At 40.9% G+C, this 14181-nt stretch carries 12 protein-coding genes and 1 pseudogene; 1 reads left to right on the top strand and 12 read right to left on the bottom strand.

From position 1 onward, the window contains the following. Window positions 1–910: 910 nt before the first annotated feature. The 6 genes from purB to purD form a co-directional block, all read right to left on the bottom strand. Complete coding sequence (gene purB / locus H7U04_RS10310; protein WP_201059739.1) at window positions 911–2209, bottom strand: adenylosuccinate lyase; 1299 nt, start codon at window positions 2207–2209, stop codon at window positions 911–913. A 275-nt stretch (window positions 2210–2484) separates the two neighbouring features. Then, window positions 2485–2700, bottom strand: coding sequence for a phosphoribosylaminoimidazole carboxylase (locus H7U04_RS10315; protein ID WP_257056789.1), 216 nt, complete (start codon window positions 2698–2700; stop codon window positions 2485–2487). 20 nt (window positions 2701–2720) lie between these two features. After that, window positions 2721–3671, bottom strand: a complete 951-nt coding sequence (locus tag H7U04_RS10320; protein ID WP_110980767.1) for a ketopantoate reductase family protein — start codon at window positions 3669–3671, stop codon at window positions 2721–2723. Further along, window positions 3672–4763 (bottom strand): 5-(carboxyamino)imidazole ribonucleotide synthase, encoded by a 1092-nt coding sequence (gene purK, locus H7U04_RS10325; protein WP_110980766.1) that lies wholly within the window; start codon window positions 4761–4763, stop codon window positions 3672–3674. It abuts the gene before it with no gap. Further along, on the bottom strand, window positions 4750–5238 hold the full coding sequence (gene purE / locus H7U04_RS10330; protein ID WP_014633767.1) for a 5-(carboxyamino)imidazole ribonucleotide mutase: 489 nt from the start codon (window positions 5236–5238) through the stop codon (window positions 4750–4752). Before purE ends, purK begins: the two co-directional genes overlap by 14 nt. Window positions 5239–5535: 297 nt before the next feature. Next, window positions 5536–6798, bottom strand: a complete 1263-nt coding sequence (gene purD / locus H7U04_RS10335; protein WP_110980765.1) for a phosphoribosylamine--glycine ligase — start codon at window positions 6796–6798, stop codon at window positions 5536–5538. Window positions 6799–7104: 306 nt separating this feature from the next. Between purD and H7U04_RS10340 the strand changes: the two genes are divergently transcribed. Beyond that, window positions 7105–7944 (top strand): CHAP domain-containing protein, encoded by an 840-nt coding sequence (locus tag H7U04_RS10340; protein WP_110980764.1) that lies wholly within the window; start codon window positions 7105–7107, stop codon window positions 7942–7944. A 191-nt stretch (window positions 7945–8135) separates the two neighbouring features. Here the strand turns inward: H7U04_RS10340 and H7U04_RS11585 are convergent. From H7U04_RS11585 to purM, 6 genes and pseudogenes are all read right to left on the bottom strand, one after another. Further along, a pseudogene (locus H7U04_RS11585) lies at window positions 8136–8216 on the bottom strand (IMP cyclohydrolase); the annotation flags it as partial. Window positions 8217–8256: 40 nt separating this feature from the next. Beyond that, entirely contained in the window at window positions 8257–9771 is a 1515-nt protein-coding gene (locus H7U04_RS10345; protein ID WP_110980763.1) for a P-loop ATPase, Sll1717 family, read from the bottom strand. Between the two features lie 181 nt (window positions 9772–9952). Beyond that, a complete protein-coding gene (gene purH / locus H7U04_RS10350; RefSeq protein WP_110980762.1) occupies window positions 9953–11500 on the bottom strand; it encodes a bifunctional phosphoribosylaminoimidazolecarboxamide formyltransferase/IMP cyclohydrolase in 1548 nt (515 codons plus the stop codon). After that, window positions 11493–12572 carry a hypothetical protein gene (locus tag H7U04_RS10355; protein WP_110980761.1) on the bottom strand — a complete coding sequence of 360 codons (1080 nt, stop codon included), beginning with the start codon at window positions 12570–12572 and terminating at the stop codon, window positions 11493–11495. The genes purH and H7U04_RS10355 overlap by 8 nt, the downstream gene beginning before the upstream one ends. After that, window positions 12569–13126 carry a phosphoribosylglycinamide formyltransferase gene (gene purN, locus H7U04_RS10360; protein WP_110980760.1) on the bottom strand — a complete coding sequence of 186 codons (558 nt, stop codon included), beginning with the start codon at window positions 13124–13126 and terminating at the stop codon, window positions 12569–12571. The genes H7U04_RS10355 and purN overlap by 4 nt, the downstream gene beginning before the upstream one ends. Then, window positions 13126–14148 carry a phosphoribosylformylglycinamidine cyclo-ligase gene (gene purM / locus H7U04_RS10365; RefSeq protein WP_110980759.1) on the bottom strand — a complete coding sequence of 341 codons (1023 nt, stop codon included), beginning with the start codon at window positions 14146–14148 and terminating at the stop codon, window positions 13126–13128. The genes purN and purM overlap by 1 nt, the downstream gene beginning before the upstream one ends. Window positions 14149–14181: the final 33 nt, after the last annotated feature.

Here is a 14181-nt window from a genome sequence, read left to right on the forward strand (position 1 = left end):
TTTAGGGGGACTTTTTTTGATACATCGCTAAAAGCTTTTCGGAACCACTAGCACAGCTAGTGGTTTTCGTAAGACAAAAAAAGAACCCAACACATGGTGTTGAGCTCTTTTGGAGATTATGAAAAAGAAAAGTTCGTTGTTCTACAAAAAGTGTAAGCCAACGAGACTTACTGAACTGCGTTCAGTAAAAGTTATTTAGGAGACTTAAAGTATAACCCGCCTTCCTTAAAGAAACCTTAAATCGCAGAAAAAAATCCCCTAAGGGATTTTCACAGCAGTCCAAAGACCACTGAAAAGATACGATTGTACAGGCTTCCCAACCTCTTCTTCCTAATCCTCAAAGGTGACCGCTTGTCCAATAGAATCTTTATATAACTATATTACCTTGTTTTGGAAGGGTTTTCAAGTGTTTTCTTAAAATATCCTAATAAAACCTCAAAAAGAAGAAAAAAGCCCAGATTTCTAGACTTTCTTCGGGGAGATTTGTTATGAAAAAATTATGTTACCTCTAGCTCACAAAAGCTAGATGCCTTACCAGGATGGTTATAATATATCTTAATAAACTTAAAAGTAACTTAAGAGATTATTATCTTTTGTCACTTTTTAAAATGATAAGCAAAATAAATAATAGTAAGAACTCACTAGGAATATCCATATCTAAAAACCAAGAGGGAGCTTTAATACTTCCTAGATCATTCATGATGCGGATGATATTATAAGCAATGCTTACTATTAAGAGGCTAAGTTCCGGTAAATAGTTAAGTCGTCCTTTTAAGATTACTAACTTCTCCTTTCTGATAGTTTTCTTGCCATGACCCTATTATAAGGCTGAAAAGGAAACAAAACTAGTGACATAAATGTCACCATCAAAAAAAGCAGGGCAAACCTGCTTTATGTTATTTTGTTTAGATTAGTCACCCAAACCGATGCGTTCGAAGATTTCATCAACACGTTTAGTGTAGTAAACTGGGTTGAAGATTTCGTCGATTTCTTCTTGAGTGAGGCGTGATGTTACTTCTGGATCTGATTCAAGAAGTGGTTTAAAGTCTACTTGGTTATCCCATGATTGGGCAGTCTTTGGTTGAACAAGGTCGTAAGCTTGCTCACGCGTCATGCCTTTTTCAATCAAAGTAAGCATCGCACGTTGGCTGAAGATCAAACCAAACGTAGAGTTCATGTTGCGTTTCATGTTTTCTGGGAAGACTGTCAAGTTCTTAACGATGTTTCCAAAACGGTTGAGCATGTAGTCAATCAAGATAGTCGTGTCTGGTGTGATGATGCGCTCAGCTGATGAGTGAGAGATATCACGTTCGTGCCAAAGGGCTACGTTTTCATAAGCTGTCACCATGTGACCACGGATGACACGTGCAAGACCTGTCATATTTTCAGAACCGATAGGGTTACGTTTGTGAGGCATTGCTGAAGACCCTTTTTGTCCTTTGGCAAAGAACTCTTCCACTTCACGTTGTTCTGATTTTTGAAGACCACGGATCTCAGTCGCCATACGCTCGATAGAAGTTGCAATGCTAGCAAGAACTGCAAAGTACTCAGCGTGAAGGTCACGAGGAAGTACCTGTGTAGAAATTTCTTGAGCACGGATACCAAGTTTGTCGCAGACGTATTTTTCAACGAATGGTGGGATGTTGGCAAAGTTACCAACTGCACCAGAAATTTTACCAGCTTCCACACCAGCTGCCGCATGCTCGAAACGATCGATGTTACGTTTCATTTCGCTGTACCAAGTTGCCAATTTAAGACCAAAAGTGGTAGGCTCAGCGTGCACACCGTGGGTACGACCCATCATGATAGTAAACTTGTGTTCTTTCGCTTTGTCAGCGATGATGTTAAGGAAGTTTTCAAGGTCCTTGCGGATGATGTCGTTGGCTTGTTTGTAGAGATAACCGTAGGCAGTGTCTACCACGTCAGTAGAAGTCAACCCATAGTGAACCCACTTACGTTCTTCACCAAGCGTTTCAGAAACCGCACGTGTGAAGGCAACCACATCGTGACGAGTTTGCTGCTCGATTTCCAAAATACGGTCGATGTCAAAGTCCGCTTTTTCACGAATCAAAGCCACATCTTCCTTAGGGATTTCCCCCAACTCAGCCCATGCTTCGTCAGCCAAGATTTCCACCTCAAGCCAAGCACGGTATTTATTTTCTTCAGTCCAAATGTTCGCCATTTCTGGGCGAGAGTAACGTTCGATCATAATTAAGATATTAAGGGCGTTAAGCGGACACAGTCAAAATAGGAGTTTAGACGAAGAAGCGTCAGCTTCTAGGAAAAACTATCTTTTTGACCAAGTCCGTAGCCCGTATTCAGTTTTAGTGAATACGAGTGCCCTTGTTCCTTTCTTTTTTTATTTATTCTATCAAAGATTGGACGTTTGAGCTCAAATTAATGGAATCCTATGTCCGCTTCTTTTTTAGTTTTATATGCAATATTCTTTTGATGTTTTACATCAGTTAGCAACCAACTGTCGCTTTATTCAAATTCCTCTTTCCCAATCCACACTGATGGATAGTGATCTAGTTTATTCAAATCAGTATCCATCGGCAAATCATAGATAGCTAAATAGTTTTCAGGATATTGAGCAACCAACTCTTCATACTTAGCTCTCACTTTTTCGTGATTGCTACTAGCATACAAGACTTCGACGACTGCTCCAGTCTTATCTTTTTCAACAAATGCGTTGACGATGAGTTAAATCATAAAATCTCCTAAATCGAAATTCCCTTCATATTTGCTTCCAGAATGGGCATCTCAATACCTAACTCCTGACCAGTCTGATAGACACTTTGACAACAATAGAAGATGTCCTGTTTATCATTGTGTAAGGTCATGATTTTTCGTGTCAGCTCATTTTTCGCAAACATGATTTTCATGGCTTTTCCTGCAATCCAAGCGGGAATTTTGTAGGGCAAGAGTTCGGCTTTGTAAAGCTTCAAATTCACGCCACGCGCTTCTACGACCTTCAAAGCCTCTCGAATGGCCTTGATAGCCAATGACAATTCCGAAGAACTATTCATCAAGTTCAGAGCCAATTCTTCTGGATTTTCCAGATTTCCTGAACGAGCAGCTGTCGAAGTAACACCCGCATTAATCGCCATGTGAATCCAAATCCACTCGACCATATCATGAGGAACTTCCCACTTCAAATCTGCAGAAGTCAGCAAAGTCGTCAAATCAGAATAGTTAGAAATGTGTGCTTTTTGCTCAGCTTCTAGCATTAAATGGTCAAACAAGACACCATCCAAATGGTCTTCCTGCATGTGACCACCCGCTGTCGGAAAGGATAGAATATAGTCGTAATCTCCTGCCCACTCTTGGACATCTTTTCGTGTATTCCAGAAATTGCAGAAGAAAACGAGGGTGCCTTTGATATTATTTTTTCGCAAGGTTTCCACGGCTTCTTTGACATAACCATGACGCACACTGAGAAAAATAAAATCATATTCCGAATCAGCTTCTGCCATATGAACCTCATAGGTATCATGCTTGTTCTCACCTTTGGAATGATAGCGACCATCTAGCAAATCAACCGATAGGGATTTGGGAGCATTGTTCCGCTTACTGTCTCTAAGGACATGTTCTACTTGATGACCTGCTTTTTGAAAAGCATAGGCATAAGTCGTTCCAATGACTCCGAGTCCTAGGATTGCTATTTTCACCTAAAAATCAATTCCTTTCCCAAACTCAACCACATTGTCTGGCTCATCACTAAACAAAGTCACATGACCCATTTTGCGGTTGTGCTTCGCTTCTAGTTTACCATACATGTGGAGGTGGGCGCTTGGATTTTCTGTGACACAACGCTCAGCTGCTTCGACGTGTTGGCCGAGGACATTGAGCATGACAGCTGGCGCATGGAGATGGATTGCTGGAAGTGGCGCTCCGAGAACGCCCAAGATATGCGTGTCAAACTGTGAAAAGTCGCAAGCTTCGATTGAGTAGTGCCCTGAATTGTGTGGACGTGGCGCGATTTCGTTGACGATGATGTCATCAGCTGTCGCAAACATTTCCACACAGAGAGTACCAGAGAGATTAAGCTGCTCAGCAATCTTCACAGCCATAGCTTTAGCTTTCTCAGCTAGACTATCAGAAATACGAGCAGGCACGATGGTTTTAGAGAGGATGTTGTTGCGGTGGATATTTTCCTGAACTGGGAAAACTGTCACATCCTTGCCGTTACCAGACACGATGACTGAAATTTCAAGGTCGAAGTTGACGAACTCTTCCAAGACACACTCTGCTGAGTTAGCAAGGGCATTTGCCTCTTCCAAATCGTCAGCTGACGTGATGACTTTTTGACCGTGGCCATCGTAACCACCTGTCGCAGTCTTGAGGACGTATTTTTTAGAAAGGTCAATATCTTCCAAATCAAGGCTAGATGTCACGACCTTGTAAGGAGCAACGGTTACTTTAGCCTTGTTTGAGAGAAAGTCCTTCTCAAAAATACGGTTTTGTGAAATGCGAAGCAGGTCTGTTCCTTGTGGAAGTTGACCATCTTTGATAACAGCGTCAAGGCCGTCAGCGTCGACATTTTCAAATTCATAAGTGAGAACATCACAGCGGTCTGCCAACTGACGAAGGGCATCTACGTCATCGTAGGGTGCCACGATAACCTCAGACACACGAGAAGATGGACAATCTGCTGCAGGATCAAGGGTGATAACCTTGTGACCCATATAGATAGCTGAAATAGCCATCATCTGACCGAGCTGGCCACCACCGATGATACCAATGGTTTTAGTTGAGCTCATTTGTAGACTCCTCTGCGATTTTTCCTTGTTCTTCAGCAAAATTAGCAAGCGCATCCGCAATGGCCTTGTCTTCTACTGAGAGGAGACGAAGGGCAAAGAGGGCCGCATTAGTCGCACCAGCTTCACCGATAGCCATGGTTGCGACAGGTACACCACCTGGCATCTGAACGATAGAATAGAGCGAATCCACACCGCTAAGGGCACGAGACTTGACAGGTACCCCGATGACTGGAAGAGTTGTTTTAGCAGCAACCATCCCTGGCAAGTGAGCAGCACCACCTGCACCCGCGATGATGACCTTGATGCCACGGCTACGTGCTTCTTCGGCATGTTTGAACATGAGGTCCGGTGTACGGTGTGCGGAAACAACTTTCTTTTCGTAAGCGACACCGAAGTTGTCGAGGACTTCAGCGGCTTTTTGCATGGTTGCCCAGTCGGATTTTGAGCCCATGATAATGGAAATTACTGGTTTCATAGTTAATATCCTTTTCTTTTTTGATAATGGCCTTAGGTGGTGGGGACGGAAGCAAACCTTCGGTTTCATTCCTAAACTTTGAGCCTAGAGTCTCAAAGTTTCCCCCGACCAGAACAGTAACTGTTCTGGTCTTTTCACCACGGCGACCATTATCGGATTGGCGACTTCGTCGCCTAAAATAGCATTGATATTCGAAAACTCAAAGAAAATCATAGAGTGACAAGGCAAAGCGACGAAGATAGAACTAAAGTTCATCAAGGAGCTTTAACACAGTCAATCGAAGATTTTCAAAGAGTTTTATTTGTTAGCCTTGCTACCGATGTCATTTCGATAGAACAGGCCTTCTGTGTTTTGTTTGTTGAGTTCGTTGTAGATGATATTTTGGCCGTCTTTGACGGTGTCTGCTGTTGTGACCAGCATGTAGACGCGTCCGCCGTTTGAGAGGAGATCTTGCCCATTTTCAGCGAATTTAGCACCAGCATAGTAAGTGAAGATGTCACCGTCTGTCTTGACTGGAAGTTTAACACCCTTCTCATAAGCCAGTGGGTAACCGTTTGATGCTACAACCACGCCCAGTGTCACACCCTTGTCCGTCCAAGTGATGGCTGGCTCTTTGCCATCCAAAATGTCAGTGATGTTTTGTGCAAAGTCAGATGTCAAACGAGGCAAGATGATTTGCGTTTCAGGGTCTCCAAAGCGTGAGTTGAACTCGATGACTTTCGGTCCATCAGCTGTCAAGATAAGACCAACGTAAAGGACACCAAGGTAGGGACGCCCTTCTTTGATCATGCCTTCAAGAACTGGTTTGACAATGGTGTCAACTGCTGTGTCAACCACGCTCTGTGGCAAGTGAGGAACTGGCGCATAGGCACCCATCCCACCAGTGTTAGGACCCTTGTCCCCATCGTAGGCACGTTTGTGGTCCTGAGCTGTTGGCATGATGTAGAACTTGTCCCCATTGACAAAGGCAAAGAGAGAAAACTCTTCCCCGTCAAGGAATTCCTCGATGACCACACGCGCACCTGAATCACCGAATTTATTATCCAAAAGCATCTCGTGAGCAGCTTCGACGGCTTGCTCAACCGTTTCAGCAACGACGACACCTTTCCCAAGAGCCAAGCCGTCTGCCTTGACGACGATTGGAGCGCCTTTTTCCTCGATATAAGCCTTAGCTTCCTCGAAATCTGAAAATGTGCCATAGGCTGCTGTCGGAACGTCATATTTGACCATGATTTCCTTAGCAAAATCCTTAGACCACTCAAGCTCAGCCGCAGCCTTGGTCGGACCAAAAGCCTTGAGACCAGCCGCATTGAAATCATCCACGATACCAGCTGCAAGGGCATCATCTGGACCGATAAAGGTCCAAGCAATATCGTTCGCTTTTGCGAAGTCAATCAGCTTAGAATGTTCGGAAATTCCGATATTGATCAAATCAAGACCGTCCAATGTCATCCCGTCATTACCAGGAGCCACAAAAACTTGCTCAACGTCCTTAGACTCCAATAATTTCTTGGCAATCGCATGTTCACGACCACCAGAACCAACAACCAAAAGTTTCATTTGAAAGATACCTCAATATCAAATAAGACTAGGGGCAAATGCCCGTTAACGACAATCATTCGGAAAAATTAGCAATTTTCACGAATTATACATAACCATTATAACATATTTGTTCGGAGATATGGGGGTGTATCCAAATTTGGACACAAAAAAGGCAGCCACTTGGACCGCCTCTTGGGAGATTATGAAAATGAAAAAAGTTATTTAGGATTGATGATAGTATATCCTGAGCAGCTTAAGGGAGGCTTAAACGCAAAAATATCTTCATTTTCCTGAAAAACTGCGAATAGGTAGGTGGAGGTTAAAATGAAGAAAAAATTACTAAATTGTCTCTTACCGCTAGCTTGTCTAGCGACTGTTTCGGTTTCGTGTGGCAGCTCTGCACAGGCGGCTGTCCTCGGGGATGACTACCCTTCCTCTTGGAAATATGGTGGCCTTGGCGTGGATCCTTGGACCATGTACTGGCGTCAATGTACGTCCTTCGCAGCCTATCGTCTCAGTAACACCAACGGTTTCACTCTGCCTGTAGGTTATGGAAATGCCATCACTTGGGGCAGTATTGCACGTGCCAATGGTCACCGTGTTGACATGAATCCTGCCGTAGGGAGCATTGCCTGGTTCTCAGCTGGTGTCAACGGGGCTGGTCACATGGGGCATGTTGCTTGGGTTGCGGAAGTTCATGGTGATCAGGTGACCATTGAGGAGTACAACTACGATGCGGGGCAAGGGCCTGAGAAATATCACAAACGTAGCTTCCATAAGAGTCAAGTATCTGGCTATATCCATTTTAAGGACCTCGAACCAGGAGCTCAAAATGGAAATTCTACTAACTCTTCTATCAAAGTTGGTGATACAGTCCGCTTCTCAGGAACTTTCCGTGTCACGTCTGTGTCAGGAAATACCATTACCAGCCAAGATTTAGCTGGAGGCACACCAACTAAACACAATGTCGTTGATCCTGGACCCGTTCTTGAAGTTGATGGACAAGGCAACCCAACTTCAGACCAGTACCTCACCCCTGGTGAGACCTTTACTATTCCAGGTAACTTCAAAGTGCTAGCCATTGACCCACCTAGCGATGGCATCCTCGTCCAAATCGGAAATCGCAAGACTTGGGTAACTCAGTCTGTCCTTGAAAAGGTTTAAATCTATTGAACAATCGTGAGAACGATTGTTTTTTTGATACTCTGAAATAAAAAAGCCCAGCGGGTGCTGAGCTCTTAGGAGATTTATGAAAAAGAAAAGTTTTTTAGGATGGTATTAGTATAGCTTGGGTAACTTAAAGGAAACTTAAGGGATTTAAAAAACATCCAATTTCTTGGATGCTTTGTAAATTCTTAATGACGGAAATGACGAACTCCTGTAAAGATCATTGTCAAACCATGTTTATCAGCCGCCTCAATTGACTCTTGGTCACGATGATTTCTTCAACATTTTACTTTAAATAGCCTATTAAATTTACTCATAGGTAATATTTTTCTCATTATCGTCATTAAAACTAATAGACAGTAACTTTCTCAATCCATAGTGGACAACAAATTTTGTATGGATATTTACCGGCTTGTCAATATTATAATCTCGATATCTAAATTCAATATTTCCTGTATTCAACCTAATACCCAATACTCCTAATTGTACAAGTAAAGTTAACAATTCCAATAATTCGTCAGTATTACCTTGACGTTTTTGCATAAAATCGAATAACTTATGATAGGTAAACTCATATTTACCAAGTTCAGAAATTGATTTTAATAGCTTATCAACTTCATCAAATTTACCTGTTATCTTCAATTCATTAGATATTTCCTTGTAAAACCACTCTGAATATTCTTTTTCAACTCGTTGCATATTCTTAAGGACAATTTTTTGATCCTCAGGAAATTTTTTCTTGTATATGTTAAAGAATGATACTATATCCCTAGGTCTACCAAAACTTCTAGACATCATATATTTAAATATTGTATCTTTTGTAGGAAAGAAATTCCTTCGTATTTCACTCAAAGGAAGATTATCATCAATACTTTTACTCATTTTATACAAAACCATCTTAATTAGAGGGCTATCAGAGGCAGCAGCATTAGATTCATACCAAATCAACTCTATTCCTCCAGATGTTATCGGCTTATTGACATCGCCTGATTTCCCAAATAAGAGCTTAAGAATATCACTTCTTAAAAGCAACACAATCTTTGAATTTCCTTCAATTTTTCTGTTGAGTGATTGAGCTCCATAAATCATAGAAATCATTAAATTTATAAATTCGTCTAAATTCATGGTTTCTTCCAACCTATCCATATCATCAAAAAAAATGAAATATACTTTACGAGACGATTTTAAATAATTTAAAACTTCTGTTTCAATTTCCTTATATTTTTTAAAATAGGGAGATTCAATACTAGTAGTTTTTTGTGTATTACCAGTACTAGAGTTTACTTGTAATTCTACGCCTAAATCAGATAATGTTGAATTTATTTTCCCGTTATTTTTAATTTCCGTTGATTCTTCGTTTACAAATTGTTGAACTTCTAAAAATTGTCGTGTTACTGATTCAATAAATTTCTTTAGTTTCCGCTTTCTATAAAATTGCCAAAAGTAAGCACAATCATAGTCTTTTTCTATCAGGTCAACAAACTGTTGTAAAAAAACGTATCTCCAAAATAATGATTGTTCTTCCTTCTTGACAGAATCATACTTGAACTCTTTTAGTTTCTCATAAATATATTCATCATAGGAAACTATTTTACTAGACTGACTAGCATTATGTTTCATTTTTTCATTTATGTAAGAAGCTAGTAAAGTCTTACCAGTACCTTTTCTACCATAAATAATAAATTTCTTTTTTTTACTTAGCTCTGTTTCATAAAATGAGTCTTCATCATAAAATAGATCTTGAAATTTTGGCTCTAATGATTCATCACTTCCATCAACATCTCCAAAATTAAAATCTTTTATTCTTACCTCATCTAATTTCATAATAGCTCCTAACCCATAATAAAAAACTGGTGTGCCTAGTGACATAACTTCATCGACTTATCGATTACTGACACTAAAATTACCACACCAGTTTCTTAAATTAATTACCATAATATATCCATATTATACTTAATTATTCGTAAAACATCAACTATAAAATATTATATTAAGGAAAAATTTCTTAATGACGGAAGTGACGAACGCCTGTAAAGATCATTGTCAAACCATGTTTATCAGCCGCTTCAATTGACTCTTGGTCACGGACTGATCCACCTGGTTGGATGATTGCTTTAATACCTGCTTTGGCGATTTCTTCTACGTTATCCGCAAATGGGAAGAAGGCATCTGAAGCAAGAACAGCACCATCAAGACGGTCTTTAGCCTGCTCAATAGCGATACGAACTGAAGCTACACGGTTGGTTTGACCTGGGCCAACACCAAGTGTCATGTGGTCGTTGGTCACGATGATACCGTTTGATTTGACGTACTTGATAGCTTTCCAAGCAAACTCAAGAGCTGTCGCTTCTGTCTCAGTTGGTTTGCGTTTAGTAACCACTTGCCAGTCAGCTGGACTTTCTTTAACAACGTCTTGGTTTTGAACGAGGAGACCACCAACAACACCAGTGTATTCTGCTTCCACTTCGCTAGCGTCTTGGGCGTCAAATGGCAACTCAAGGATACGCAAGTTTTTCTTCTTAGTTGTCAAGATTTCAAGAGCTTCGTCTGTGTAGCTTGGTGCAATGATGATTTCAAGGAAGACACTGTGCATTTTCTTAGCTGTCGCAGCGTCCACTTCACGGTTGAGGACTACGATTCCACCAAAGATTGATACTGGGTCAGCTTCATAAGCGTAGTCCCAAGCTGTTTCGATGTCGTCAGCTTGACCGATACCACATGGGTTCATGTGTTTGAGAGCCACAACTGTTGGACGGTCTTTGAAATCACGGATGATACGGATAGCGGCATCAGCGTCACGGATATTGTTGAAGGACAATTCTTTACCGTTAAGCTGTTTAGCTGAAGCAATTGAGTAAGCCGTTGGCAAACCTTTTTGGTAGAAGTCTGCGTCTTGTTGAGGGTTTTCACCGTAACGCATAGGTTGCTTGAGGTCATAGGTCAAAGTGAGTTTTTCAGGTTTTGTTTCACCCACTTGAGCTGTGAAGTATTCTGCAATCAAAGCGTCGTATGAAGCTGTGTGACGGTATACTTTTGCTGCCAAACGTTGGCGAGTTTCGTAGCTTGTTTCGCCGTTCGCTGACAATTCGTCAAGCACAACAGCATAGTCAGCAGGATCTACCATAACTGTTACGCTAGCGTGGTTTTTAGCTGCTGAACGAAGCATAGATGGCCCACCGATATCGATGTTTTCAACCGCATCAGCGTAAGTTACGTCTGGTTTAAGAATCGTTTCCTTGAATGGGTAAAGGTTTACCACAACAAGGTCGATAAGTTCAATATTATTGTCTTTAGCCGCTTGAAGGTGGCTATCGAGGTCACGACGAGCGAGGAGACCACCGTGGATATTTGGGTGGAGAGTCTTTACACGACCGTCCATCATTTCTGGGAAACCAGTCACATCGTCGATAGCGATAGTGTCTACCCCAGCATTGTCAAGGGCAACTTTAGTACCACCAGTTGAGATGATATCCCAACCAAGTTTTTTGAGTTCTTGGGCAAATTCAACAATGCCCGCTTTATCTGAGACACTAATTAGTGCGCGTTTAGTCATGTTGATTCTCCAATCTAAACTGTTGATTATAGCGATCTACCAATATTCTAGTTTCTTCTTCATTAAATTTTAGTGTGCACAAAGTAGGATTCTCATCCTCAAGATAAGCAATAAATGATAGCATCCCAAAACTTCTTCTTTTTTCGTCATAGGCACTCTCATATTGATTTACTGAATTATTAAAAATATAATCTCGAATAATAGCTGGTAATTGAAATGTAAGTCTATATTGATCATAATTTCTAGTTGGTCTAACTATCCATACATCATTCTCATTTTCGTTCCATGTGATAGTTACTTCTTGATGTGGGTTTCTAAGTAGCGAATTACGAAACTCATCATCATTATCAGGTATAAGTGCTATGATTTGTGAACTCTTTGTACTCGCTATATAAATACTTCTAACATTTTGCATTTGGTTTACAAATTCATACACAACTGCTTGTTGAATACCGAAATCAAACCATCTATCAAGTTGATTACCTCTTAAATTATTAATCCAACTAGAAAACTCTTCTTTAAAATCATTAAAAATATCACTACTAATATCATCACCGTTGTTACTATGATAAGTAAACAATCTATCTACAATTTGATTTATAAAAAATCTAATCCAGCTATAATAACCAGACGATAGGTCTATTAACCTAATCTTATGAGCAAGAGCCAATCTTTGAGCATCACCTGTAAATCCTGATGTAGAAAAAATAGCATAGTTATAATTATATTTAGGTAAGTTTAATTCTTCATTTGTCATTTTAACTGTAAAATAATTAGTATTTACATCTTGTAGAATACCTATTCCCATTCTAATTCTATCTATGCCAACCTTATTTGTATAAAATTTAGCCTCTAAAAATAAACGTATAGGATATACAAATGGTGGCGTGATACGGAACGTTCCTAAAGAGTCAAATTGATGATAACCACCTCTTCCCTTGACATTTAAGCCATTCCTTTCCAAGATCCTAATTTCATTATCAGAGCTTGTTACCAAATCATATCCGTTAACTTTTAATAACTTAGCCAATACAATTTCTAATAAATATCCTTTTGCTTGTGATTTCTTCATAATTTCCTCACAACTCCCAAACTATCCAAGACTTCTGGATAGAGCTTGTACTCTGTTTCGTGGATGCGAGTTTCGAAAGTATCAAGGGTATCACCTTCAAGGCGTGGCACACGGACTTGTTTGATGACCTTACCGGTATCAACGCCAGAATCCACCCAGTGAATAGTCACACCAGACTGGTCAATACCTGCATTCCAAGCATCCTCAATACCATGAGCTCCTGGGAATTCAGGGAGATATGCCGGGTGAATATTGATGATACGGCCCTCATAAGCTGCCAGTAAGGTTGGACCGACGATTTTCATATAACCGGCCAAGCAAACCAAATCTATCTGGTGTTCATCCAAGAGTTTGACGATAGCTTCTTCATAAGCTGCTTTATTGTCAAATTCCTTGAGTTCAAAGGCATGGCTAGCCACACCAAGGTTCTTAGCACGTTCTAAGACATAGGCATCCCGGTGATCTGAAAAGACAAATTCTACTGGAAATTGTTCCGCAATCACCTGGAAGTTTGAGCCGTTGCCAGAGGCAAATACAGCAATCCTTTTAGCCATTATTTAATCACCACACTTGCGCCATCTTTCTTCACAATATGACCGATTTCATAAACAGGTTCGTCAAGAAGTTCTTTGACACGTTCAACATTTTCTGGTTTAACCGCAAGCATGAGACCAATACCCATGTTGAAGATTTCAAACATTTCTTCATGTTTGATTTCACCATATTTTTCAAGGGCTTTGAAAATTGGAAGAACTGGCACTTTGCTTTCATCAATTTCAGCAGCCAAGTCATCTGAGAACATACGTGGCACATTTTCGATGAAACCACCACCTGTGATGTGGGCAATACCGTTAACCAATTCTTCTTTGATGAGTGGCAAAGCTGCTTTGACGTAGATACGAGTTGGTTCAAGAAGAACGTCTTTAAGTTTTTTGCCTTCAAGTTCTGGAAGAACTTCTTCACCTGTGTAATCAGCAAAGACACGACGCACGAGTGAGTAACCATTTGAGTGGATACCACTTGAAGCAAGTCCAAGAAGCACGTCACCTTCAGCTACTTTTGAGCCGTCGATGATTTGAGATTTTTCTGCGATACCTACCGCGAAACCTGCCAAATCATAGTCGTCTTCACCATACATACCAGGCATTTCAGCAGTTTCACCACCAATAAGGGCTGCACCAGCTTGCACACAACCTTCAGCAACACCAGCAACGACCTGCTCCAATTTAGCTGGTTCATTTTTACCAGTTGCTACGTAGTCAAGGAAGTAAAGGGGCTCAGCACCTGCGGCGATGATATCGTTAACACACATAGCAACACAGTCTTGACCGATAGTATCGTGTTTGTCGTACTTAATAGCAAGCATGAGTTTAGTACCGACACCATCTGTACCTGAGATCAAAACAGGCTCTTTGACACCTGTTTTTGAAAGGTCGAACATACCACCGAAGCCACCGAGAGCTCCCATGACACCTGCACGCTCTGTACGGGCAACGTGTTTTTTGATACGTTCAACAACTTCATAACCTGCTTCAACATCCACACCCGATTGAGCGTAAGCATTTTTATTTGTCATTTTATTTATTCCTTTTCTTTTTTCGAGAAAGAG

It is taken from the genome of Streptococcus sp. 22.1 (genome assembly GCF_016648645.1).
Taxonomy (GTDB): domain Bacteria; phylum Bacillota; class Bacilli; order Lactobacillales; family Streptococcaceae; genus Streptococcus.